The 24,403-nt window shown below is 67.4% G+C and carries 19 protein-coding genes, 2 tRNA genes and 1 riboswitch; of the genes, 19 read left to right on the top strand and 2 right to left on the bottom strand.

Annotation, left to right across the window (positions count from 1 at the left end):
• Positions 1-301: 301 nt before the first annotated feature.
• From ileS to ndk, 4 genes are read left to right on the top strand one after another with little or no spacing between them, the layout of a single operon-like run.
• A complete protein-coding gene (ileS, locus tag PUN71_RS05920; protein ID WP_277797677.1) occupies positions 302-3,616 on the top strand; it encodes an isoleucine--tRNA ligase in 3,315 nt (1,104 codons plus the stop codon).
• A gap of 3 nt (positions 3,617-3,619) precedes the next feature.
• Complete coding sequence (locus tag PUN71_RS05915) at positions 3,620-4,978, top strand: bifunctional folylpolyglutamate synthase/dihydrofolate synthase (protein WP_277797676.1); 1,359 nt, start codon at positions 3,620-3,622, stop codon at positions 4,976-4,978.
• 2 nt (positions 4,979-4,980) lie between these two features.
• On the top strand, positions 4,981-5,445 hold the full coding sequence (locus PUN71_RS05910; RefSeq protein WP_277797675.1) for a DUF4233 domain-containing protein: 465 nt from the start codon (positions 4,981-4,983) through the stop codon (positions 5,443-5,445).
• 52 nt (positions 5,446-5,497) lie between these two features.
• On the top strand, positions 5,498-5,920 hold the full coding sequence (ndk, locus tag PUN71_RS05905) for a nucleoside-diphosphate kinase (RefSeq protein WP_043451010.1): 423 nt from the start codon (positions 5,498-5,500) through the stop codon (positions 5,918-5,920).
• 64 nt (positions 5,921-5,984) lie between these two features.
• Here ndk and PUN71_RS05900 read toward each other — a convergent pair whose 3' ends face one another.
• Positions 5,985-6,653, bottom strand: a complete 669-nt coding sequence (locus PUN71_RS05900; RefSeq protein WP_277797674.1) for a vitamin K epoxide reductase family protein — start codon at positions 6,651-6,653, stop codon at positions 5,985-5,987.
• 436 nt (positions 6,654-7,089) lie between these two features.
• Between PUN71_RS05900 and PUN71_RS05895 the strand changes: the two genes are divergently transcribed.
• The 15 genes from PUN71_RS05895 (at position 7,090) to mctP (ending at position 22,914) form a co-directional block, all read left to right on the top strand.
• On the top strand, positions 7,090-10,614 hold the full coding sequence (locus PUN71_RS05895; RefSeq protein ID WP_277797673.1) for an Rne/Rng family ribonuclease: 3,525 nt from the start codon (positions 7,090-7,092) through the stop codon (positions 10,612-10,614).
• Positions 10,615-10,759: 145 nt separating this feature from the next.
• A riboswitch (TPP riboswitch) is annotated at positions 10,760-10,854 on the top strand.
• A 7-nt stretch (positions 10,855-10,861) separates the two neighbouring features.
• On the top strand, positions 10,862-12,379 hold the full coding sequence (thiD, locus tag PUN71_RS05890; RefSeq protein ID WP_277797728.1) for a bifunctional hydroxymethylpyrimidine kinase/phosphomethylpyrimidine kinase: 1,518 nt from the start codon (positions 10,862-10,864) through the stop codon (positions 12,377-12,379).
• 264 nt (positions 12,380-12,643) lie between these two features.
• Positions 12,644-12,952, top strand: a complete 309-nt coding sequence (gene rplU, locus PUN71_RS05885; protein ID WP_003803420.1) for a 50S ribosomal protein L21 — start codon at positions 12,644-12,646, stop codon at positions 12,950-12,952.
• Positions 12,953-13,013: 61 nt separating this feature from the next.
• Positions 13,014-13,277, top strand: a complete 264-nt coding sequence (rpmA, locus tag PUN71_RS05880) for a 50S ribosomal protein L27 (protein ID WP_009372867.1) — start codon at positions 13,014-13,016, stop codon at positions 13,275-13,277.
• A 118-nt stretch (positions 13,278-13,395) separates the two neighbouring features.
• Positions 13,396-14,985, top strand: a complete 1,590-nt coding sequence (gene obgE, locus PUN71_RS05875; protein WP_043451016.1) for a GTPase ObgE — start codon at positions 13,396-13,398, stop codon at positions 14,983-14,985.
• On the top strand, positions 14,975-16,126 hold the full coding sequence (gene proB / locus PUN71_RS05870; protein ID WP_043451018.1) for a glutamate 5-kinase: 1,152 nt from the start codon (positions 14,975-14,977) through the stop codon (positions 16,124-16,126). The genes obgE and proB overlap by 11 nt, the downstream gene beginning before the upstream one ends.
• Before the next feature lie 26 nt (positions 16,127-16,152).
• Positions 16,153-17,535: a glutamate-5-semialdehyde dehydrogenase gene (locus PUN71_RS05865; RefSeq protein ID WP_277797672.1), complete on the top strand. Its 1,383-nt coding sequence runs from the start codon at positions 16,153-16,155 to the stop codon at positions 17,533-17,535.
• 77 nt (positions 17,536-17,612) lie between these two features.
• Positions 17,613-17,852 (top strand): hypothetical protein, encoded by a 240-nt coding sequence (locus PUN71_RS05860; protein WP_043451021.1) that lies wholly within the window; start codon positions 17,613-17,615, stop codon positions 17,850-17,852.
• Position 17,853: 1 nt separating this feature from the next.
• Positions 17,854-18,522, top strand: coding sequence for a nicotinate-nucleotide adenylyltransferase (nadD, locus tag PUN71_RS05855; RefSeq protein ID WP_156133846.1), 669 nt, complete (start codon positions 17,854-17,856; stop codon positions 18,520-18,522).
• A gap of 7 nt (positions 18,523-18,529) precedes the next feature.
• Positions 18,530-19,804 carry a hypothetical protein gene (locus tag PUN71_RS05850; protein WP_277797671.1) on the top strand — a complete coding sequence of 425 codons (1,275 nt, stop codon included), beginning with the start codon at positions 18,530-18,532 and terminating at the stop codon, positions 19,802-19,804.
• Positions 19,805-19,851: 47 nt separating this feature from the next.
• Positions 19,852-20,253 carry a ribosome silencing factor gene (gene rsfS / locus PUN71_RS05845; protein ID WP_043451027.1) on the top strand — a complete coding sequence of 134 codons (402 nt, stop codon included), beginning with the start codon at positions 19,852-19,854 and terminating at the stop codon, positions 20,251-20,253.
• A 115-nt stretch (positions 20,254-20,368) separates the two neighbouring features.
• Positions 20,369-20,441: transfer RNA gene (locus PUN71_RS05840), tRNA-Ala, on the top strand.
• Between the two features lie 154 nt (positions 20,442-20,595).
• Positions 20,596-20,668: transfer RNA gene (locus tag PUN71_RS05835), tRNA-Ala, on the top strand.
• A gap of 195 nt (positions 20,669-20,863) precedes the next feature.
• A complete protein-coding gene (locus PUN71_RS05830; RefSeq protein WP_277797670.1) occupies positions 20,864-21,241 on the top strand; it encodes a DUF3311 domain-containing protein in 378 nt (125 codons plus the stop codon).
• The gene (gene mctP / locus PUN71_RS05825; RefSeq protein WP_277797669.1) at positions 21,238-22,914 is read left to right on the top strand and encodes a monocarboxylate uptake permease MctP; all 1,677 of its coding nucleotides are present in this window, start codon (positions 21,238-21,240) and stop codon (positions 22,912-22,914) included. The genes PUN71_RS05830 and mctP overlap by 4 nt, the downstream gene beginning before the upstream one ends.
• Positions 22,915-22,990: 76 nt before the next feature.
• Here the strand turns inward: mctP and PUN71_RS05820 are convergent, their stop codons facing one another.
• On the bottom strand, positions 22,991-24,358 hold the full coding sequence (locus PUN71_RS05820) for a class I SAM-dependent methyltransferase (RefSeq protein ID WP_277797668.1): 1,368 nt from the start codon (positions 24,356-24,358) through the stop codon (positions 22,991-22,993).
• Positions 24,359-24,403: the final 45 nt, after the last annotated feature.

Raw genomic sequence — 24,403 nt, 5'->3', positions numbered from 1 at the left:
GTGGAATAGTAGACTCAACAGTGGCTATGACCCGGCAATCACCGGTGAGCTTCCGGAAGAACGTGCGGCCGCGCCATGCAGGGCGGGCGGCATTAGTAGAACCGGACGGGTAAGCCCGTTACAGCAGTAATGAGAGGCCGGGGCCAGCGGCCGTTCCTTCGGGAACACGCAGCGCCGGTAAGTGAGGTGGTACCGCGGTAGGCGTGCAGTCTTCGGACCGTACGGCAGCCGTCCTCGCATCCTGAACGGAACCTCCGGCCCGTGCCGGAGGTTCACCCGCGCTCAACCCAGGATGTCGAACATGACGTTTTACCCCAAGGCCTCAGCCAGTACCTCTGCCAATGGCAGCGCCGGCGTTTCCGCCTCCGTGAAGTTCCCGGAGATCGAAGAGCGCATCCTGAAGTACTGGGACCAGGACGGCACCTTCCAGGCAAGCATCGACCAGCGCAGCGCCGACGTCCCCGGTGGTGAGCCCGGCAGCAACGAATTCGTGTTCTACGACGGCCCGCCCTTCGCCAACGGCCTGCCGCACTACGGACACCTGCTGACCGGCTATGCCAAGGACCTGGTGGGCCGGTACCAGACCCAGCGCGGAAAGCGCGTGGAGCGCCGCTTTGGCTGGGACACCCACGGCCTTCCCGCCGAGCTCGAAGCCATGAAGCAGCTGGGGATGACCGACAAGACCCAGATCGAAGCCATGGGCATCGACAAGTTCAACGACGCGTGCCGCGCCTCGGTGATGAAATACGCCGACGAGTGGCGCAGCTACGTCACCCGCCAGGCCCGCTGGGTGGACTTCGACAATGACTACAAGACGCTCAACGTCGAATACATGGAGTCGGTCCTCTGGGCGTTCAAGCAGCTGCACGACAAGGGCCTGACCTACAACGGCTACCGGGTCCTGCCGTATTGCTGGAAGGACGAAACGCCGCTGTCCAACCATGAACTGCGCATGGACGACGACGTCTACAAGAACCGCCAGGACCAGACGGTGACCGTCACGTTCCCCATCCTCGCCGGGAAGTCGGAGCTGTCGCAGAAGCTTGCCGGCGTTCAGGCCCTGGCCTGGACCACCACGCCCTGGACGCTGCCCACCAACGCCGCGCTCGCCGTCGGGCCTTCCATCGCGTATGCCGTGCTGCCGGCCGGCCCCAACGGCATCAAGGCGGCCTCGCCCGACGCTCCCGTCGGCGGCAGCTTCCTGCTCGCCGCGGACCTGCTGGGCAGCTACGCCAAAGACCTCGGCTACGACAGCTTCGAGGACGCGGCAGCCGCCGTCGTGGCCACCTACGCCGGTTCCGAACTCGAAGGCCTCGAGTACCAGCGGCTCTGGGACGACTTCGCCGACAACGAGAAGTACGGCATGGAGAACGCCTGGCGCTTCGTGGTGGCCGACTATGTCACCACCACGGACGGCACCGGCATCGTCCACCAGGCGCCCGCCTACGGTGAAGACGACCAGAAAGTCTGCGAGGAGGCGGGTATCCCCGTGGTGCTCTCCGTCGACGAAGGCGCGCGGTTCCTGCCGCTGTTCAAGCACGGCGACCTTCACGGGATCGTGGGCCTGCAGGTCTTCGAGGCCAACAAGCCGATCACGCAGGTGCTGCGGGCCCAGGGCCGGCTGGTGCGCCAGGCCAGCTACGAGCACAGCTACCCGCACTGCTGGCGCTGCCGCAACCCGCTGATCTACCGCGCGGTGTCCTCCTGGTACGTGGAGGTCACCAAGTTCAAGGACCGCATGTCCGAACTGAACCAGGAGATCAACTGGATCCCCGGCAACGTGAAGGACGGCCAGTTCGGCAAGTGGCTGGAAAACGCCCGCGACTGGTCCATCAGCCGCAACCGGTTCTGGGGCAGTCCCATCCCCGTGTGGCAGTCGACGGATCCCGAATACCCGCGCACCGACGTCTACGGCTCCCTCGCCGAGATCGAGGCCGACTTCGGCCGCCTGCCGCTGAACAAGGACGGCCAGGTGGACCTGCACCGGCCGTTTATCGACGAGCTCACCCGGCCGAACCCGGACGACCCCCGTACGCCCGAAGAGGGCCAGTCCGTGATGCGCCGCGTGGAGGACGTCCTGGATGTCTGGTTCGACTCCGGCTCCATGCCGTACGGCCAGGTGCACTACCCGTTCGAGAACGAGGCCTGGTTCAACACCCACAACCCGGCCGACTTCATCGTCGAGTACATCGGCCAGACCCGCGGCTGGTTCTATATGCTGCACATCCTCTCCACCGCGCTTTTCGACCGGCCCGCGTTCCGCAACGTCATCAGCCATGGCATCGTGCTGGGCTCCGATGGCCAGAAGATGTCCAAGAGCCTGCGCAACTACCCGGACGTGTCGGAAGTCCTTGACCGGGACGGTTCCGACGCGATGCGCTGGTTCCTGATGTCCAGCCCCATCCTGCGCGGCGGCAACCTCATCGTCACCGAACAGGGCATCCGCGACGGCGTGCGCCAGGTCATCCTGCCGCTCTGGAACGTCTACAGCTTCTTCGCCCTGTACACCAATGCCGCCAACAGCGGCGCGGGATACGACGCCAAGCTGCGCTACGAGGGCTACCGGGACACCCTGGACCAGTACCTGCTGGCCAACACCGGCGACCTGGTCCGCAGCATGACCGCCCAGCTGGACACCTATGACATCTCCGGAGCCTGCGACTCGCTGCGCAGCTACCTGGACATGCTCACCAACTGGTATGTCCGGCGGAGCCGCCAGCGGTTCTTCGACGAGGACCAGGACGCCTTCGACGCCCTGTACACCGCCCTGGAAACCGTCACGCGTGCCGCGGCGTCCCTGCTGCCGCTGGTTTCCGAGGAGATCTGGCGCGGCCTGACCGGCGGCCGCTCCGTGCACCTTGCCGACTGGCCGGACGCGGACCTGTTCCCGGCCAACCCGTCCCTGGTGGAAGCCATGGACCGGGTCCAGCAGATCTGCTCCACCGGCTCCTCGCTGCGCAAGGCAGCGAACCTGCGGGTGCGCCTGCCGCTGCAGGAACTCACCGTCGTGGCACCCGGTGCGGACGCGCTGGAAGGATTTGCCGCCGTCGTCGCCGACGAACTCAACCTCCGTTCCGTCCGCCTCCTGGACGCCGCCACCGCTTCGCCCGAGGAGTTCGGCATCCAGCAGAAGCTGGTGGTCAACGCCCGGGCCGCCGGCCCGCGCCTGGGCAAGAACGTCCAGCTGGCCATTAAGGGCTCCAAGTCCGGCGACTGGTCAGTGGACGACGACGGTGTGGTCACCGCCGGGGGCCTCCAGCTGGAGCCCCAGGAGTACACGCTGGAGACCGTGGTGGCGGAGTCCGAGGGCGGTTCGGCCGCTGTTGCCGTGCTGCCCGGAGGCGGGTTCGTGGTCCTCAACACCGAGGTCACGCCGGAGCTTGAAGCCGAAGGACTGGCCCGCGACATGGTCCGCGCCATCCAGCAGGCGCGCAAGGACGCCGGCCTTAACGTGAGCGACCGGATCCGGACGTCCGTGACCGCACCGCAGAACGTGGTGGATGCCCTGCTGGCCAACGCCGGACTCGTCAAGGGCGAAACGCTGACGGTGCACCTGGACGCCCAGGCAGGCGCCGCGGCTGAACCCGCCGTCGCCGTTGAAAAAGTGGAGGCCTAGGACATGACCGACGAATTTTCCGTGGAAAGCGTCTATGCCGAGCTGCTGGGACGGGCGCCGGAAAACAAGATGGAGCCCCGGCTGGCGCCGCTGTTCCGCGCCATGGATGTCCTCGGGGAGCCCAACAAGGCGTACCCGATCATCCACGTGACCGGAACCAACGGCAAGACCTCGACGTCGCGGATGATCGAGTCCGTGCTCCGCGCCCACGGACTGAGCACGGGCCGGTACACCAGCCCGCACCTGTCCAAGATCACGGAGCGGATCAGCATCGACGGCCACCCGGTGCCGGACGAAACGTTCGTCAGGATCTGGGACGAGATCCGGCCCTACCTGCAGATCGTGGACTCCGAACTCGAGTCCGAGGGCCAGCCGCGGCTGACCTACTTCGAGTGCCTCACCATCCTGGGCTTCGCCATCTTCGCGGACCAGCCCGTCAATGTGGCCATCATCGAAGTGGGCCTGGGCGGCATCACGGACGCCACCAATGTCGGCGACGGCCAGGTCTCGGTCGTGACGCCGATTTCGCTGGACCACACCGACCTCCTGGGGGACACCACTGAGGACATTGCCCGCGAAAAGGCCGGCATCATCAAGCCCGGCGGGTACCTTGTCAGCGCTGCCCAGCCCCTCGACGCGGCGCAGGTACTGCTGGAGAAGGCCAAGGAAGTGGGCGTGCCGTTCCGCTTCGAGGGCGTGGAGTTCGGCGTCGAGTCCCGCACGGTGGCCGTTGGCGGACAGGTGGTGACCATCCAGGGCATCGCCGGCCGCTACCCGGACCTGCTGGTGCCGCTGCACGGCGCACACCAGGCACAGAACGCCGCCGTCGCGGTTGCCGCCCTGGAGGCATTCTTCGGCGGCGAAAAGGAACTCGACTTCGAGGTCCTGCAGGAAGGCTTCGCGGCTGTCACGTCCCCGGGCCGGCTGGAGGTGGTCCGGACCGCGCCCACCATCATCGTGGACGCCGCCCACAACCCCGACGGCATCAAGGCTTCAGCCGCCGCGCTGCAGGAAGCGTTCACGTTCACCCGCCTGGTTCCGGTGGTCGGCGTACTCAAGGAGAAAGACGCCGAGGAGATCCTCCGTGAACTCAGGGAATCCCTGGGTGACATGGCATCGGAGTACTGCTTCACCCAGTCCAACTCGCCGCGCGCCGTCCCGGCCGCCGAGCTCGCCGAGCTTGCGGTGGACCTCGGCTTTGGCGAGGACAACGTGCACATCGCGGAGAAACTGGACGACGCACTGGAATGGGCCGTTGAGCGGGCCGAAGCCAACGACGACCTCTCCGGCGGCGTGCTGGTCACCGGATCGATCACCCTGGTGGCGGAAGCACGCATCCTGCTCGGCAAGACGGAGGCGTAGGCATGGCCAAACTGACCAAGGCACAGCGGGAATGGCGTCCCGGGATGCCGAAGAAGCGCCGGTCCACCAAGGTGATGTTCGCCTCCACGGTGCTGCTCCTGGAAGCGTTCGTCATGTTCTTCGCCACCCTGGTGGTGTTCGGCCTGCGGCGCGGGGAATTTCCGCCGGCGCTGATCCTCGGCGTGGGCATTGCCCTCAGCGTGGTCATGGTCTTCGCCTGCGCGGTCCTCAACAAACCCTGGGGGATTGGATTGGGCTGGATCCTGCAGCTCGTCCTGATCCTCACCGGCATCTTTGAGCCGGCCATGTTCCTGGTGGGCGCGCTCTTCGCCCTGGCCTGGTGGTACGGCATCCGGACCGGCATCCGGCTGGACCGTGAAGCGGCGCAGCGTGCCCGCGAGCAGGCTGAATGGGAGGCGGCCCATCCGGACCAGGCCGCCGGCCCCGCGCAGCCCCAAACTCCGTAAACCAGTCCCCGTAGACTTATCCCGAAACCCCCACCAACCCATTGGAGCAGTTGTGACTACAGAGCGCACCCTCGTCCTGATCAAGCCCGACGGCGTCGCCCGTAACCTGAGCGGCGCCATCCTGGCCCGGATCGAAGCCAAAGGCTACAGCCTGGTCGAGCTGAAGAAGGTTGACGCCACCCGCGAACTGCTGGAGCAGCACTACGAGGAGCACGTGGGCAAGCCGTTCTACGAGCCGCTGGTGGAGTTCATGCTCAGCGGCCCGGTCGTGGCGGCCATCTTCGAAGGCCACCGCGTGATCGAGGGCTTCCGGTCCCTGGCCGGCACCACGGACCCCACGACGGCGGCCCCCGGCACCATCCGCGGCGACTTCGGCCGCGACTGGGGCCTGAAAGTCCAGCAGAACCTTGTGCACGGTTCCGACTCCACCGAGTCCGCTGAGCGCGAGATCAAGATCTGGTTCCAGGAGAACTAACAGCAGCAAAGGGGAGGGCCGGTGTTCGATGTGAACACCGGCCCTCCCTTTGCTGTAACTGCGGCTAGAACCCTGACGTTCCCGCGAAGATCTGGATGAACGCGAAGAAGATGGTGGCGATGACGGCCACGTACAGCAGCGCGGTGATGATCCAGCCGGAGTCACCCAGGACACGGGCTGCGCCTGCGGGCATCGGAATCACGCCGGCCGAGATGTTGCGGATGGTGGTCCAGACAAAGAGCGGAATCATGGCGGCCCAGACGATCATGCAGAAAGGGCACAGGACGTGGATGGCGTACAGCGCCTGGGACCACAGCCACACGACGAAGATGAAACCGAGGGTGACGCCTGCCTGCAGACCGATCCAGTACCAGCGGGCGAAGGTGGCCCCGGACAGCAGGGCCATGCCCACGGTGATGATGACGGCGAACGCCACGATGCCAATGAACATGTTCGGGAAGCCGAAGAGCGAGCTCTGCCATGTCTTCATGACTTCGCCGCAGGAGATCCAGGGATTCACGTCGCATACGGTGACGTGGTTGGGATCCTTGAGCACTTCCAGCTTCTCCAGTACCAAGGTTCCGGAGGCAAGCCAACCCACAAAGCCGGTGACGACCAGCAGCCAGCCGAAGGGCCGGTTGCGGGTCATCCGCGGGACATTCGCGGCAGGACTGGACTGCGGATCGGCGGCCCGTTCCTGGTGGTGGGCGCTGACGGGGGAGATGCTGGGCATTGGTGTGGCGTCCTTTTCGTCCGGTGCTCCTGTGCCTGATTGTAACGCCGGACCCTGAGGCCACCACACAACAACGGAAGAGCATCGGCTGCCTCCGCGGCGATCCGGCGCGGGTATGAGAGAATGAACGTGGCTGGAAGCCGATCCACATTCGGACTCCGGTCCGGTGGTTTGTTCCAAGACCGCCAATGATGAGCAGGGCAGGCTTCGGATTCTTCCGGCACTCCCGCGACTCCATTGGGCGGCACCTGGTTGTGGCACGCAGAACAACGGGTTTTCGAAACATCCGCCGGCTCCCACGGGCTGCCGCACCCCAACGACGGTGCGAACCTGGGAGTATCCACTTGACTTCTGTCAACGCCTGCGGGTTTTGACAATATGTGCCCCAATGGGTGCCGGATGTGGCGGTACGTCAGGGGCAGGAGTGTTGCCACATATGGACAATGATCAGGAACTGGCCGTTAACGAAGATGCAGCGGCCGCTGCACCCAAGAGGGCTGTGCGCACCCGCCGCAAGACGGCTCCCAAGGCCGAGGCCGCCCCGGCGGACGCCGGCGCCGTGGCGCCTGCGGAGGCAGCCGCCACCCCCGGTGCCGACGGCGGAGCAGTAGAGGCCCTCGCGGCGCCCAAGGCTCCGGCCCGGCGCACCCGCGCCCGGAAGAAAGTTGACGCCGCCGAGCCCCTGCCCGCCTTCGCCGGTGAAGCGGACGCCGCCTCGCCGGATACCGGCGTCGCCGAGGCTCCTGCGGCAGCGGCCGTGAGCCCCGCACCGCAAGCTGCTTCCGACGCCGCGGCTGCCCCCGAGGCGGCTGAGGCGGAGGCCAAGCCCGTGCGCCGCCGTCGCGTAGCCACCCGCAAGGCTGCGTCCCCCGCCGCCGCGCCGCAGCCAGAAGCAGAGGCCGTGGCCGTACCGGCGGAATCCGCTGTTGCGGAAGCGCAGGCTGGGGAACCAGCCGATGCCGAGGCGGCCGCCCAGGAAGCTCCCGCCCAGGAAGCGCCAGCCACGCAGGCCGCAGGCCCGGCAGCAGCCCCCGAACAGGACCAGGACCAGACCCCACAGGCCACCACCGCCGGTGGAGCTGCCGGCGCCGTGGAAGCAGCTGCCGCATCAGCCCAGGAGCGGACCCAGGAACCCGCGCCGGCACAGGAACCCGCGCCGGCACAGGAACCCGCCGCAGCCCAGGCGGGGGAGCCGTCCAAGGCCGGGTCCGCCCCGGCAGCCGCCAGCCCGTTCGGGTCCTTGTTCCTTGAACCCGCTTCCCCCACGTCCGTCATCTTCCAGGCACCCGACCTGAGTACCGTGGTCCGCCCCGCTGTGCCGGCTGTGGAGGAGCCTGAGGAAGACGAAACCGACGACGGCGACGACTCCTCCAGCCGCCGCAGGCGCCGCAGCCGGGGCCGGCGGGGCCGCAGCCGCACCGGCGACCGGGCCAGTGAGGACGCCGAGGCCGGCAGCTCAGACACTGACGCCGAGGACGAAGCCGACGAAGACAACGCCGCACAGCTGGAAGACGGTGTCACCTCCCGCCGCCGTCGCCGCCGCCGCCGCGGGGACCAGGACCTTGAACTGACCGGCGGCGGGGACGACGATCCGCCCAACACGGTGACCCGCGTCCGTGCACCACGGCCGGTGAGCGAAGCACCGGTGAACAACCGGGTCACGAGCGTAAAGGGCTCCACCCGCCTGGAAGCCAAGAAGCAGCGCCGCCGCGAATCCCGCGACACGGGCCGCCGCCGCACCGTCATCACGGAAGCCGAGTTCCTGGCACGCCGCGAATCCGTCGACCGGCAGATGATCGTCCGCCAGCGCGACGACAGGATCCAGATTGCGGTCCTCGAAGACGGCGTCCTGGCTGAGCACTTCGTGTCCAAGACGCAGCAGGACTCGCTGATCGGCAACGTCTACCTGGGCAAGGTCCAGAACGTGCTGCCGTCCATGGAAGCGGCGTTCGTTGACATCGGGCGCGGCCGCAACGCCGTCCTGTATGCCGGCGAGGTCAACTGGGAGGCAGTGAACCTCGAAGGCAAGCAGCGCCGCATCGAAAACGCGCTGAAGTCCGGGGATACCGTGCTGGTCCAGGTCACCAAGGACCCCGTGGGCCACAAGGGTGCCCGCCTCACCAGCCAGATCTCGCTTCCCGGCCGCTACCTTGTGTACGTGCCCGGCGGATCCATGACCGGCATCTCCCGCAAGCTGCCCGACGTCGAACGCAACCGCCTCAAGCGCATCCTCAAGGACCGGCTGCCCGAGCACGCCGGTGTCATTGTCCGCACCGCCGCCGAAGGCGCGTCCGAGGAAGAGCTGACGCACGACATCAACCGGCTGCGCGCCCAGTGGGAAGGCATCGAAAGCCAGGCGGCGTCCACCAAGATCCTTGCCCCCGAGCTGCTTTACGGCGAGCCGGACCTGACCATCAAGGTTGTCCGCGACGTCTTCAACGAGGACTTCTCCAAGCTCATCGTTTCCGGCGAGGAAGCCTGGGACACCATCGAGGCCTACGTCACCTACGTGGCGCCCGATCTGGTGGGCAGGCTCGAGAAGTGGACCAAGGACCAGGACATCTTCTCCGCCTGGCGCATCGACGAGCAGATCCACAAGGCCCTGGAGCGCAAGGTCTTCCTGCCCTCCGGCGGCTCCCTGGTGATCGACCGCACCGAAGCCATGACCGTGGTGGACGTCAACACCGGCAAATTCACCGGCAGCGGCGGCAACCTCGAGGAGACGGTCACCAAGAACAACCTCGAAGCCGCCGAGGAAGTGGTCCGCCAGCTGCGGCTGCGCGACATCGGCGGCATCATCGTGATCGACTTCATCGACATGGTGCTCGAATCCAACCGTGACCTGGTCCTCCGCCGCCTGGTGGAATGCCTGGGCCGCGACCGGACCAAGCACCAGGTCGCGGAAGTGACGTCACTGGGCCTGGTCCAGATGACCCGCAAGCGCATGGGCACCGGGCTGCTGGAAGTCTTCGGCGAACAGTGCGAGGCCTGCGCAGGCCGCGGTGTAGTGACCCACGACGATCCCGTGGAGCACCGCCGCGCCAACATCGTGGCCGCCGAGCACCATGTCCAGCGCACCGACAACCGTCCCGAGCCCCGCGGCGAAGCGCACCGCCCGGAAGGGCACCGGAACGACGCCGCCCAGCCCGGGGTCCGCCCGGAGCGCAAACGCCGCCGCGGCCGCGGCAACCAGCAGCCTGAAGCGGCTCCGGCCCCGGCAGTCCACGTCCACACCGTCCAGCCCGACCCGACAGATGCCGAGCGGCACGCCAAAGCGGAGGCCACCAGGCTTGCCCTGGCCAACATCGCAGCGGCCGCGCACGCGGCGCACCTGCACGACGACGAGGTGGCCGCTGCACGGCAGATGCCGTCCGTTCCGCCTGCTGCCGCACCCGACGGGGAGAAGCACGACGACGGCTCCCCGGCGCGTCCCGCGGCGGTCCTGACGTTCGGCGGCGAGCAGGTCCCGCTTCCGTTCGTGGAGCACGCTGAGGAGCACCAGCCCAAGCCGGCACTCACCTTGGACCGCCTGGCCGAAGCGTTCGCGCACCTCGGCCAGCCCGCCTCTGCCATGGAGGATGCACCGGCCAAGGACGCGGCTGCCCAACAGCCTGCCGAAGCCGAACAGCCCAGGAACGCCGAACGGCCCAGGGAAGAAGCGGCGCCGGTGCAGCAGCCGGCTGCGGTGGAAGCCCCGGCGGAAAATGATTACTCCGACCACACGCTGGAGCAGTCCCGCCAACGCCGGCCCCGGCGCCACCGGGCCGCCAGCCGTGCCCAGGGTGCCGCCAACGAGACCGCCGTCCAGCACCACGAGAATGTCCAGGCCACTGGCGCCGGGCACTCGCACGCCGCGAAGGCACCCGAGTCCGGCAAACCCGGGGCTGCCACGGCGGAACCGGGCAAGGCGGCGGAGGAACCCATCATCCTCGGCGTCGGGGTGCCCGCCTCGGAGCTCTAAGCCCACGCCGGACCACCGCGCCGGGAAGTCCCCGTCCGGTGGACTGTTCCCCTCCGAATAACGGGGGAACAGTCCACCGGGCGGGGACTTCCTGCATGCCGGGGGCTGTCACCTTTCCCGCGCCCGGGCGTCAGCAGCTAGTCTGGAAACCGACACGGGGTGCCGCACAGGCCGGCTGAGATCCAGACCCGTTGAACCTGTCCGGCTAGTACCGGCGAAGGGATGTCTCTTGTCTTCGACCCTCTCCATGCCCCTCCCGGCTGTCCTGGAGGCTGCCCCGCAGCCCGCTGGCCGTGCCGTCCCCCGAGTGCTCTCCATCGCCGGTTCCGACCCGTCAGGCGGGGCCGGCATCCAGGCGGACCTCAAGAGCATCGCCGCCCATGGCGGCTACGGTATGGCCGCCATTACCGCGCTCACCGCACAAAACACCCGGGGTGTGCAGGACGTGCATGTTCCTCCCGCCGGGTTCCTGGCCCGGCAGCTGGATGCTGTCAGTGATGACATCAGCATTGACGCCGTCAAGATCGGCATGCTGGGTGATGAAGCGGTCATCCGCACTGTCCGCGGGTGGCTCGAAAAGGTGCGCCCCGCCGTCGTGGTCCTCGACCCGGTGATGGTGGCAACCAGCGGTGACCGGCTCCTGCAGGAATCGGCCGAAGCCGCGCTGCGGGAACTGCTGCCCCTTGCCCACCTCATCACCCCGAACGTGCCCGAGCTCGCCATGCTGGTGGGGGAGGACCCGGCGTCGGACTGGGAAGCGGCGCTGGACCAGGGCAGGCGCCTCGCAGCGGCCACCGGGGCCACCGTGCTGGTCAAGGGCGGCCACCTCGCGGGTCCCGGCTGCCCGGACGCCCTGGTCAACACCGGCGGCCTCCTGGGCCAGGAAGTGGTGGAAGTCCACGGTGCCCGGGTTGCCACCCGCAACAGCCACGGTACCGGCTGCTCGCTGTCCTCCGCCATGGCCACCGTGCAGGCGCGCGTGGGCGACTGGGAAGCTGCCCTCCGGACGGTCAAGCCCTGGCTGGCAGGTGCCCTGGAAAGCTCCGGCACGCTCGAGGTAGGCCAGGGGAACGGACCGGTCCACCACTTCCACCACGTCCGCCCGGCCCTGCCGGAAGGCGGCTTCGCGGCCCTCCTGTGGGCGGAAGCGCAGCAGGACCTCGAGGCTATCTACGCGCTGGACTTCATCAACGGCCTGGCCTCCGGCGGCCTCGCCGAAAAGGACTTCGCCTATTACCTGGCCCAGGATGCCCTTTACCTCAACGGCTACTCGCGGGTGCTTGCCCGTGCCAGCGCCATGGCCCCCTCCGAGGCCGAGCAGCTGTTCTGGGCCGGCTCCGCCCAGCAGTGCCTCGAGGTGGAATCGGAACTGCACCGCTCGTGGCTCAGCACCCGGCCCGCGCCCACCGGCTTGGGCCCCGTCACCAAGGCGTACGTCGACCACCTCACTGCGGCCTCGGCGTCGGGCAGTTATGCTGTCCTCGCCGCCGCGGTCCTGCCCTGTTTCTGGCTCTACGCGGAGGTGGGCGAAAAACTGCACGCCCGCTTCCTTGGCTCCGGCGAACCGGCCGGGCACGCCTACGCGGACTGGCTCCGCACTTATGCTGACGAGGGCTTCGCCGAGGCCACCCGCAGGGCCATTGCCATCGTGGACGCAGCGGGACGGAACGCGTCCGACCATGAGCGGTCAGCCATGGTCACCGCCTTCAAACAGTCGTGCCGCCTCGAACTCGAGTTTTTCGACGCGCCGCGGCTGCATTCCTGACCGCCGGCAGGCGGCGGCACCAGTATCATGGAACGGCACGGTGACGGCGCCGCCGCCGGCTTGTGGTTGCTATCACAGCCGGCCCGCCGGAACCAGCCTCATTTGCGGCCGGAGTCGGATTTAGCGTATTCTGGATCTTCGGTGCTTACGCCAACACTTGGGTTATGACCCCACGGCGTTGAGGCACAGCGAAAAACCAGGCTTTTAATGAGTCGGTTACGCACGCAAATTTTGTTATAAACGTCGAGAGAAGTGAGTTCCCAAGTGGTGTACGCGATTGTCCGCGCAGGCGGCCGCCAAGAGAAGGTTTCCGTTGGAGACTTCGTTACCCTGAACCGCGTCGCCGGTGGAGCCGGCAGCACCATTGAGCTGCCCGCACTGCTCCTGGTTGACGGTGACAAGGTCACCTCCGCCGCCGCCGACCTGGCCAAGGTAACTGTTACGGCTGAAATCCTCCAGGACCTGCGTGGTCCTAAGATTGTCATCCAGAAGTTCAAGAACAAGACCGGTTACAAGAAGCGCCAGGGTCACCGCCAGGAACTGACCAAGGTCAAGATCACCGGCATCAAGTAACCACCGGTTACTGTTCAGGTATTTCAACAGATTCCCCAGAATTTAGAGGCAGGCATTTCAGATGGCACATAAAAAGGGCGCGAGCTCCACTCGCAACGGTCGCGATTCCAACGCTCAGTACCTCGGCGTCAAGCGCTTCGGCGGCCAGGTCGTTTCCGCAGGCGAGATCATCGTCCGCCAGCGTGGCACCCACTTCCACCCGGGCGCCGGCGTTGGCCGCGGCGGGGATGACACCCTGTTCGCCCTGACCCCGGGCGCCGTCGAGTTCGGCACCCGCCGCGGTCGTCGCGTGGTCAACATCGTTGCTGCTGCAGCTGCAGAGTAACAACAAGTTCTGAACCGGTGGAGCGGGCCTGAGGGTCCGCTCCACTGTTCTTTTAACCGCATTACAATCGATGTGGCGTCCCCGGGCGCCATGTAAACAGCATCTGAGGGAGATCCACGTGGCCAGCTTTGTAGACCGGGTAGTACTGCATGTATCCGGCGGTACCGGCGGCCACGGATGCGTCTCCGTCCACCGTGAGAAGTTCAAGCCCCTCGGCGGTCCCGACGGCGGCAACGGCGGCAACGGCGGCGACGTGATCCTCCGCGTGGACCACCAGACCACCACGCTCCTCGACTACCACCACGCACCGCACCGCCACGCCAGCAACGGCGGGCCCGGCATGGGCGACTGGCGCGGCGGCAAGAACGGCGAGACCCTGGTCCTGCCCGTTCCGGACGGCACCGTCGTCAAGACCAAGGACGGCGAAGTCCTGGCCGACCTGGTGGGAGAAGGCACCGAGTACATTGCCGCAGCCGGCGGCCTGGGCGGACTGGGTAACGCCGCGCTCTCTTCGCAGAAGCGCCGCGCCCCCGGATTCGCGCTGCTGGGCCTCGAAGGCGAGTCCCGCGACATCGTCCTGGAACTGAAGTCCATCGCTGACATCGCCCTCGTGGGGTTCCCCTCCGCCGGCAAATCCAGCCTCATCGCCGCCATGTCCGCTGCCCGTCCCAAGATCGCCGACTACCCGTTCACCACCCTGGTGCCGAACCTCGGTGTGGTGCAGGCCGGCGACGTCCGGTTCACCATCGCTGACGTTCCCGGACTGATCGAAGGGGCCAGCGAGGGACGCGGCCTGGGCCACCACTTCCTGCGCCACGTGGAGCGCTGCGCCGCCCTGGTCCACGTGCTGGACTGCGGCACCCTCGAATCCGAGCGTGACCCCCTCTCGGACCTCGCCATCATCGAAGGCGAGCTGGAGAAGTATGCGGTGGACATGAGCTACGCGGGCCAGGACGGCGAGGTGGTTCCGCTGAACCACCGGCCCCGGCTGGTAGCGCTCAACAAGGTGGACCTGCCTGACGGCAAGGACATGGCCGAATTCGTCCGGCCGGAACTCGAATCCCGCGGCTACCGCGTCTTCGAGGTGTCGGCCACCAGCCATGAGGGCCTGCGCCAGCTGGGCTTCGCCATGGCAGAGATCGTCAAGGCGGCCCGCGACGCCATTGCCGCCGCCCCGCCCAAGGTCCAGCCCACCGTGCTGCGCCCCCGCGCCGTCAACGAGGCCGGGTTCAAGATCCGCCGCGAAGAGAAGAACCTGGAACCGCTCTTCCGCGTCCTGGGCGAAAAGCCCGAGCGCTGGGTCAAGCAGACGGACTTCACCAACGAGGAAGCCATCGGCTACCTGGCCGACCGCCTCGCCAAGCTCGGCGTGGAAACCGAACTCTTCAAGCAGGGCGCCAAGCCCGGCGACACTGTGGTTATCGGCGGCGAAGACGGCGTCGTCTTCGACTGGGAGCCCACCATGATGGCCGGCGCCGAGCTTCTTGCCTCCCCGCGCGGCACCGATGTGCGGTTCGCCGATATCGGCGACCGGCCCACGCGCAGCCAGAAGCGCGAAGAGCAGCAGGAGCGGCGGGATGCCAAGGCAGCCGCCCGCGCCGAGCTTGAGGCGGAACGGAAAGCCGGAATCTGGACCGAATCCGTCAGCGGGCGCCGCGCTGCCAAGCCGGTCAAGGAGAGCGGACTGGAAGCGGACGATGACCTCTAGGGGCATGACCGCGGAGCCGGCTGCGCGCACCGCGGACAGAAGTGCGCTGGCAGGAGCCCGCCGGATCGTCGTTAAGGTGGGATCCTCCTCGCTGACCAGCATCAAGGGCGGCATCTCGGAGGAGTCTCTGACCGCCCTGGCGGATGCGCTGGCGGCCAAACGCAACGCAGGTGCCGAAATCATCCTGGTTTCCTCCGGCGCCATCGCCGCCGGTCTCGCGCCCCTGGGCCTGGCCAAGCGTCCCCGGGACCTGGCCACCCAGCAGGCAGCCGCGAGTGTGGGCCAGGGACTCCTGATGGCCCGGTACACCCAGGCCTTCGCCGCGCACGGCGTCACCGTCAGCCAGGTCCTGCTCACGGCCGAGGACCTGATGCGCCGCAGCCAGCACACCAATGCCCTGCGCGCCATGGACCGCCTGCTCAACCTGGGTGTCGTCCCCGTGGTCAACGAAAACGACACCGTGGCCACGCACGAGATCCGCTTCGGCGACAACGACCGGCTCGCCGCCCTGGTGGCGCACCTGGTCCGGGCCGACGCACTCGTGCTGCTCTCCGACGTCGACTCCCTCTACGACGGTCCGCCCGCCCAGGGTGCCAGGCGCATCCCCCTGGTTACCGGGGCGCACGACCTCGAAGGCGTCTCCATTGGCAAGGCCGGCAAGGCCGGCGTGGGCACCGGCGGAATGATGACCAAAGTGGAGGCTGCCACCATGGCGGCAGGTTCCGGAATCCACGCCCTGGTGACGTCCACCCCCAACGCTGCGGCTGCGCTGAACGGCGAGGATGTGGGGACCTGGTTCTCCGTCAACGGCTCCCGGAAGCCGGTCCGCCTGCTCTGGCTGGCTCATGTCGCCTCGGTGCAGGGGCGCCTGGTCCTGGACGACGGGGCAGTACGCGCCGTCCGGCACCACCGGACCTCTCTGCTGCCCGCCGGCATCTCCGCGGTGCGGGGTGATTTCGAAGCGGGCGACGCCGTGGAGCTGGCCGGTGCCGACGGCACGGTCATTGCCCGCGGACTGGTGAACTACTCGTCGGAGGAACTGCCGCGGATGCTCGGCCGGTCCACGCGCGAGCTGGCCGAGGAAATGGGTACCGGCTACGACCGCGAAGTTGTTCATGTTGATGACCTGGTGCTGGTCTGAGCCGCGGGCTCGCCTAAACTTGGACCATGACTGAAGCCCTGATCCACTCTGCCGAACATTCCGGAACCACTGCTGCCCAGGCGCAGCCGGGCGGATCAGCAGAACCGGCGTCGGCTGGTGCTCCTGTTTCGGGTTCGGAACTGTCCGCCGCAGAGGTGGAAGCCGCAGTCCATGCCATCGCCGACCGGGCCCGGCACGCCGCCCGCCGCATGGCCACGGCCAACCGCGCCTGGAAAGACCGCGCCCTCCGGGCTGTGGGCGCGGCGCTGCAGGAAAACGTGCCCGCCATCCTTGCTGCCAACGCCATGGACCTGCAGCGCGGCAAGGACAACGGCACCTCCGCGGCACTCCTGGACCGCCTCACCCTCACCGACGCACGGGTTGCCGCATTGGTGGGCGCCCTGGAAAACCTGGCGAACCTGCCCGACCCCGTCGGCAACGTGGTGCGCGGCCAGACGCTTCCCAACGGGTTGCGCCTGCGCCAGGTGAACGTCCCCATGGGTGTGGTGGCAGCCATCTACGAGGCCCGGCCCAACGTCACGGTGGACATTGCCGGACTGGCGCTCAAGAGCGGCAACGCCGTCATCCTCCGCGGCGGCAGCGCTGCCGAAGCCACCAACCAGGTCCTGGTTCGGATCCTTCGCGAGGCCCTCGAGTCCGTCGGCCTTCCCGCCGACGCGGTGCAGACGGTCGACCAGTATGGCCGTGCCGGCGCCAATGTCCTGATGAAGGCCCGCGGCCGGGTGGATGTGCTGATTCCGCGCGGCGGCCGTGACCTGATCCAGACCGTCGTCACCAACTCCGCCGTCCCCGTGATCGAGACGGGGGAGGGGAACGTGCACATCTTCCTCGACGAATCCGCCGATGAGGACATGGCCGTCGAGATCCTGCTCAACGCCAAGACCCAGCGGCCCAGCGTCTGCAACACCGTCGAGACGCTGCTGGTCCACTCGGGCTCGACGGTGCTGCCCGCCGTCGCCACCGCACTGCGCGACGCCGGTGTCCGCCTCCATGTTGACGCCCGCATCAGTGCCGCGCTGCCCGCCGGAATAGACGCCCAGCCGGCAACGGACACCGACTGGGCCACCGAGTACATGGACCTGGACCTGGCCGTTGCCATGGTGGACAGCCTGGACGAGGCCGTGCAGCACATCCGCACCTGGTCCACCGGACACACGGAAGCCATCCTCACGAACAGCCTCGCCAATGCGGAGCGGTTCATTGCCGAGGTGGATTCCGCAGCGGTCATCGTCAACGCTTCCACGCGGTTTACCGACGGCGGGGAGCTGGGCCTGGGTGCCGAAGTTGGCATCTCGACGCAGAAGCTGCATGCCCGCGGCCCCATGGGCCTGACCGAGCTCACCACCACGAAATGGATCGTCCAGGGCGAAGGCCAGGTCCGCGCGTAGCGACGCGGTAACATAGACCAGAACCCGGAAAGCAGTGGAAGGTTCCGCTGCCCGTAAATCCTTGAATAGGGGAGAAAATGCTGCTCCAGCAGATCGCCATGTCCGTCGCCGCCGCAGGTGAAGAAGGCCACGAGGAGCTTGCTCCGCTGTGGGCCGCGCCCTGGGTCTTCGGCGTGTCCATGTTCGCCATCTTCGTGGTGCTGATGTTCATCACCTTGTCCTACACCAACCTGGGCAACCGGCACACCGCCACGGAGGAGCACGCGGATCCGCACCGCCAGCACCCCAACAAGCACGATCGCGGGCAGGGCCACTAACATTTCCCACACACTGCACCGCAATGGTGCCCGGGGGAGGCTGCGGCTGGGCGTGATGGGCGGGACATTCGATCCCATCCACCACGGCCACCTGGTCGCGGCCAGCGAAGTCGCGGCGGAGTTCGACCTTGACGAGGTAGTTTTCGTCCCCACCGGGCAGCCATGGCAAAAGTCCCATAAACAGGTCAGCGAGCCTGAACACCGCTACCTGATGACCGTTATTGCCACGGCCTCCAATCCGCGCTTCACCGTCAGCCGCGTCGACGTGGACCGTCCCGGTCCCACCTACACCATCGACACCCTGCGCGACCTCCGGGCCCAGCGTCCCGATGCCGACCTCTTCTTCATCACCGGCGCCGACGCGCTGGCACAGATCCTGTCCTGGAAGGACATTGACGAACTGTGGTCACTGGCCCACTTCGTGGGGGTCACCCGGCCGGGGCACGTCCTTGACGGCATGGGCCGCGACGACGTGAGCCTCCTCGAAGTTCCCGCCATGGCCATCTCGTCCACCGACTGCCGTGCCCGCGTGGCTGCCAACCACCCGGTCTGGTACCTGGTCCCGGACGGGGTAGTCCAATACATCGCCAAGTATGGCCTGTACGCCGACGCTGCCGCACCCGCGGATAACCCAACGTCCGAAGCACGCGAACCAGCCAGTACTGAATGAGTTCACAATGAGTCAGGAACAGCCCCCCATCCGCAGCCGCCGGGAACTCCGGAAAGCCAGGGACGCCCAACAGGCAACCCAGGCCGCCACGGAGCAACGTCCGCCTGTTGGCGACCGGGCGGCCGGAGGGCAGCCCATGCCGGCACCGCAGGACCAGGCGCCTGCCTCCGCTCCCCGTGAAGCTTCCCCTGCGCAGCCGCAGGTTCATTCCGACCCCACGCCTACCCAGCGCTCCTCACAGATCCGGGCCCGGGACCGTGCCGCCCTTCGCGCCATCAAGGAACTCGAGGAAAAGGAAGGCCAGCTCGCCGCCGGCGGCCCGCCCACCCGGCGCCAGCTCCGGCTGCAGCAGCTCAAGGAACAGGCGCTTACCGCCGCCAACCCGGTTGTCCCACCCGCCGCTCCGGCTTCTCCCACGACATCCGGCAACGCCAAGGACACCCGCGCCACTGGTCCTGCTGCCACATCCGGTCCTGACGTCCCGCAGCCGGCTCCCGGCAGCGCCCCCGCGGGCATGACCGTGGAGCAGGCGCTGGAAGCGCGGGCGCTCATCGCCGCGCAGGCCAGGAACCAAATCGCCAAGATGGAGCACATCGCCTCCACGGATCCGGAGGCGGTGGACCCGGAAATCCTGGCGGAGCAGATTGCCCTCGCCGAGCGTGCCGCTGTCATGAACCGGCGGGCTATGGCCCGGCAAAAGCTGGCCGAGCAGGCAAACAGCCCCGCCGCACCGGCACGGGAAACGGCTGCAAAGGACTCCGCTTCGCGTGACTCCGCAGCCAGGGAAAAAGCCGGCCCCTCCACCGCCAACAACCTGGCCATGGTGACGCCCCTGGAGTTCGTCCAGGTACCCGGCGTCGACCGTCCGGTCATGAAGCCGCCGGCAACATCGCATGTTCCCGTCACCACCCGGCCCGGTACCAAGGTCACTCCCGGCGGCGGCAAGCGCAAGCCTGCGGCCCGTCCCAAGGCACCCGCTGCCGACTCCGCCGCCGGCCGCTCCAAGGTCATCGCACGTGCGGAGGCCGCAGCAAAGGCCGCCAGCCGGCCCGTGCCGATGGCACGTCCCGGGAACCAGCCGGAGAACCCGTCGGAGGACCTGTTCGAGGACCTGCCGCGCGTTCCTGCCCGGTCTGCCTACGGCCTTGATCCGCTGGATGCCGCCACTGCCGGCCTCACCCGGGCCAGGCGCAACCGCATCCTCCAGTTCTGCATCCTCGCGTTCGGGATCCTGGCCCTCGTTGCCGGCATCATCCTGATCGTCAGCGGCATGTCGCGCTGACACCTGCCGGCCGGCACCACCATCTCTTCACCAAACCAAGGAGTCCCGTGACTGCAACAGAAACATCCATCGCCATAGCCCGCACAGCCGCCAAGGCCGCCGCGGACAAGATTGCCCAGGACATCGTCGCCATGGACGTCAGTGAGCGCCTCGCCCTCGCCGACGTCTTCCTCATTGCGTCAGCCCCCAGCGAACGCCAGGTCAACGCCATCGTGGATGGCATCGAGGAGGAACTCGCCAAGCAGGACCTGCGTCCGGTCCGCCGCGAAGGCCGTTCCGGCGGCCGGTGGGTGCTGCTGGACTATGCCGACGTGGTCATCCACGTCCAGCACGAGGAAGACCGCGTGTTCTACGCGCTGGAGCGTCTCTGGAAGGACTGCCCCGTGGTGGACCTGGAACTCGGCGACGACGCCTCGGCCAAAGCCGGCGCTGTTTCCGAGGGCGAATAGTCCCTCCGGGAACGTGAATATTCCCGATTTGGAATTTTCGGAATTGCTGTTCTAAGATATTTGAGTTGCTTCGGGGGAGACCCCGAAGGAAGCTCGGAAAGAGCAGCAACAATCCGGGGCTGTGGCGCAGCTGGTAGCGCACCTGCATGGCATGCAGGGGGTCAGGGGTTCGAGTCCCCTCAGCTCCACCGGAGAGTCCGCCGGAACCACTGAGGTTCCGGCGGACTTTTTAGTTTCCCCGGCAGTTTCCGGGGCGGAAACCTCCCGATTGGCGTCCAGCGGAAAAGTGCATTACTCTGGTCAGGTTGCTCCGGGGAATTCGACCGGAAAAGACAAGAGTACGGGGCTGTGGCGCAGCTGGTAGCGCACCTGCATGGCATGCAGGGGGTCAGGGGTTCGAGTCCCCTCAGCTCCACCGGTACAAGGAAAAAGGAACCATCACCACGGTGATGGTTCCTTTTTTGTTGCCATTGGCAACCGATAGTGGACCGAAGCCCTTCCGGCGCAGGTCAAAGCGCGGTACAACTGTGATTGAGGGCACATCGTCCCGCCTCCGGACTGCTTTCATCCAAGGCGGCGGCCGCGGGACAGGCTGACGAGGAGGTCACAGATGTCCCATGCACATGGTTCCGGCCGCGGCCCGAACGGTGATGCTTTTCCCGGCGACGCGCGCCTGACGCGCGATACCGCGATCCGCGGCCCGGCCCGGCCCGGGCCCTACATTGGTGCAGGCATCCTGCTGGCTGCCGCCATCATCTTCCCGCTGATGCCCCAGCTCTACTCCTTTGACGCGCCGCGGCTGGGCGGTATGCCGTTCTTCTATTGGTACCAGCTGCTCTGGGTGCCGGTTTCGGCCATCCTCACGGGCTCGGCCTATTGGCTGGTCACGAAGGAAGACCGGCGACGGCGGGCCGAGGCAGGTCCCGGCGGCCCACCCCGGGGTGGCGCCGCCTCCGCCGATGCCGGGGTGGGAGGGGACAGGCCATGAACGGGCGCGAGATCAACTGGGTTGCCTTGATCATTGTCGTCCTGCTCTTCGTGGTGGTTGCCGTCATGGGCTTCCTGGCTGCAAAGTGGCGGCGCAGCACAGAAGTGGAGGGGCTGCACAGCCTGGATGAGTGGGGCTTGGGCGGCCGCGGGTTCGGTACCTGGATCACGTGGTTCCTGCTGGGCGGCGACCTTTACACGGCATACACGTTCGTGGCCGTACCCGCAGCGATGTGGGCCACGGGGGCGGTCAGCGGCTTCTTCGCGGTACCGTACACCATCGTCCTGTACCCGATCATCTTCATCATCATGAGCCGCCTGTGGTCCGTGTCCCACCGCCATGGGTACGTCACCTCGGCCGACTTCGTGGGCGGCCGCTATGGAAGCCGCTGGCTTTCCCTGGCCGTCGCCGTCACGGGCATCGTGGCCACCATGCCCTACATCGCCCTGCAGCTGGTGGGAATTAAGGCGGTGCTCACCGTCCTGGGCCTGGGAAGTTCCGGCAACGTGCTGCTGACGGACCTGCCGCTGATCCTGGCCTTCGTGGTCCTCGCGGCCTACACCTACACCTCGGGGCTGCGCGCGCCGGCAATGATCGCCGTCGTCAAGGATTTGCTGATCTACCTTGCCGTCATCGTTGCCGTCATCTACCTTCCCATCAAGTTTGGCGGCTGGGACACCATCTTCGGTGCCGCCCAGTCAAAGCTGGGTTCGGTGAACCAGGCCACGGGCAAGCCGGCAGGGGTCTTCATCCCCGGCGCAGCGAACTATTCCGCGTACTGGACGCTGGCGCTGGGATCGGCCATGGCGCTGTTCATGTACCCGCACTCGGTGACGGCGGTGCTGGCCTCCAAGGCCCGGAACACCATCCGCCGCAATGCGGCGATCCTGCCGTTGTACTCGCTGATGCTCGGCTTCCTGGCCTTGCTGGGCTTCGTGGCCATCAAGGCGGGCACCAAGCCCATCGACCTGGACGGGTCGGTCAACCCGCAGCTGGTGGTGCCGCAGCTGTTCCTTGACCACTTCCCGTCCTGGTTCGCCGGGATCGCCTTGGCGGCCATTGCCATCGGAGCCCTTGTACCTGCAGCCATCATGTCCATCGCGGCCGCGAACATGTTCACCCGCAACATCTACCGCGACTTCATCCGGCCCGACGTCGACGCCAGGACGGAGGCAAAGGTGTCCAAGATCGTCTCCCTGGTGGTGAAGGTGGGCGCCCTGGTCTTCGTGATCGCGATGGACCAGTCCGCTGCCATCAACATGCAGCTGCTGGGCGGCATCTGGATCCTGCAGACCTTCCCGGCCGTGGTGGCAGGACTGTACACCCGGTGGTTCGACCGCTGGGCCCTGCTGGTCGGCTGGGCGGTGGGCATCATTTTCGGCACTGTCTCGGCCTACAACGTGGTCAACCCGGTGACGAAGGCCCACTTCGGCGGTTCCGTGGCGCCCATCCCCGGGACCGACTTCAGTGTCTACATCGCGGTGTCCGCGTTCGCGCTGAACCTGGTGGTGGCCGCCGTCCTGACGGTGGTGCTGAGGGCACTGAAGGTCAGGGGAGGCGAGGACCTCACCCGGCCCACGGACTACGAGGCAGACGAAACGGACCCCAAGGTGGTGCAGATCGAGAAGATCCAGCACTTCACCCAGCCCGGCGGTCCTTCACCGGTCGCCTGACCCGTGGTTCACCAGGCCGCCCTCCTGCCGGGTTGCGTCCCGGCGGGAGGGCGCTGCCGTTACAGCCAGGGAGCCGTCACAGCCAGGCAGTGCGGCGCAGCGGCGGTTCCTCCCCGCCCGGCCGGCGCGCCAGGACCTGGTTGACCCCGGTAAGGCCGTTTTCGAAGCCGATGGCACTGGCAGCCATGTAGAGCCGCCAGACCCGTGCCCGCCCGGGACCGGCCAGCCGGACGGCCTCATCCCAGTTCCGCTCCAACCGGCTGACCCACGCCCGCAGCGTCAGGGCGTAGTGGCGGCGCAGGGCCTGGACATCGAGGATCTCAAACCGGACGGTCTCAAGGGCGGACACCATTTCGCCGAGGCTGATCATTTCACCGTCAGGAAACACATAGCGCGGGATGAATGAATCGGGGTCCGGGTCTGTCGGGCCTGCATTCCAGGAGATGGCATGGTTGAGCAGCCGCCCGCCGGGCCGGAGCAGCCCGAAGAGCGCGGCAGCATAGGCAGGGGTCTGCGCCCGCCCCACGTGCTCCGACATCCCGATCGAGCTGATGGCATCGAACGGGCCATCCTGCACATCCCGGTAGTCCTGGACCCGGATCTCCACCCTGTCCGTGAGGCCGGCGTCCGCGGCACGCTTCCGGGCGAGGGCTGCCTGCTCCCTGGACAGCGTCACGCCCACCACGGTGACGCCGTACCGGCCCGCGGCGTGCAGCGCGAAGCTTCCCCAGCCGCAGCCCACGTCCAGCACGCGCATCCCGGGCTGAAGCCCCAGCTTGCGGCAGACCAGGTCCAGTTTTTCCTCCTGGGCCGCGTCCAGGCCGTCGTCCACTGCCGGATCTCCGCCGTCCTCCACGCTGCGGCCGGGGCCGGCGCCCGCTCCTGCGGCTTCCGGCCACACAGCGCAGGAATAGACCATGGAAGGCCCCAGCACCAGCGCATAGAAGTCATTGCCCACGTCGTAATGGTGCGAGATGGCGGCTGCGTCCCGCCGCTGAGAGTGCATCCTGCCCTTCCCGGCGACCCGGGCCTCCTCGGGCGGGGGAGCGGGGTTGGGTCCGATGGCACCGAGCCGGGCCGCGGTCCGCAGCAGTAGCCACAGCTCACGGGCGGACAGCGGCCGGAACGGACCGGGCTCGGCGAACTTGCCGGCCGAACTCAGGGCCGAGAAGGCTGCGAAGATGTCGCCCGGAGCATCGATCTCGCCTGCCACATAGGCGCGGCTGAGTCCCAGCTGGCCCGGCGACCACAGCATGCGCCGCAGGGCCCTCCTGGATCTGAACTCCATCACCGGTGCGTCCGGAGGCCCCGCTTCCGAGCCATCCCAGGCCCGCAGCCGCAGGGGTATCTGTTCGGTTCCCAGTACCGCAGCCAACGCCTTCTCCAACCGGGCAGCGTGCCCGGTGCCTGCAGTTCCGGTGCGTGCGGTTCCTCCAGTGTCCATGCGCCCACCCTAAGGCCGCCCCATCCTCCGCGGCTATCATGGGCA

The organism is Arthrobacter sp. NQ7 (assembly GCF_029581595.2).
GTDB lineage: Bacteria > Actinomycetota > Actinomycetes > Actinomycetales > Micrococcaceae > Arthrobacter > Arthrobacter phenanthrenivorans_B.
This window is presented reverse-complemented; position numbering and strand designations above follow the sequence as displayed.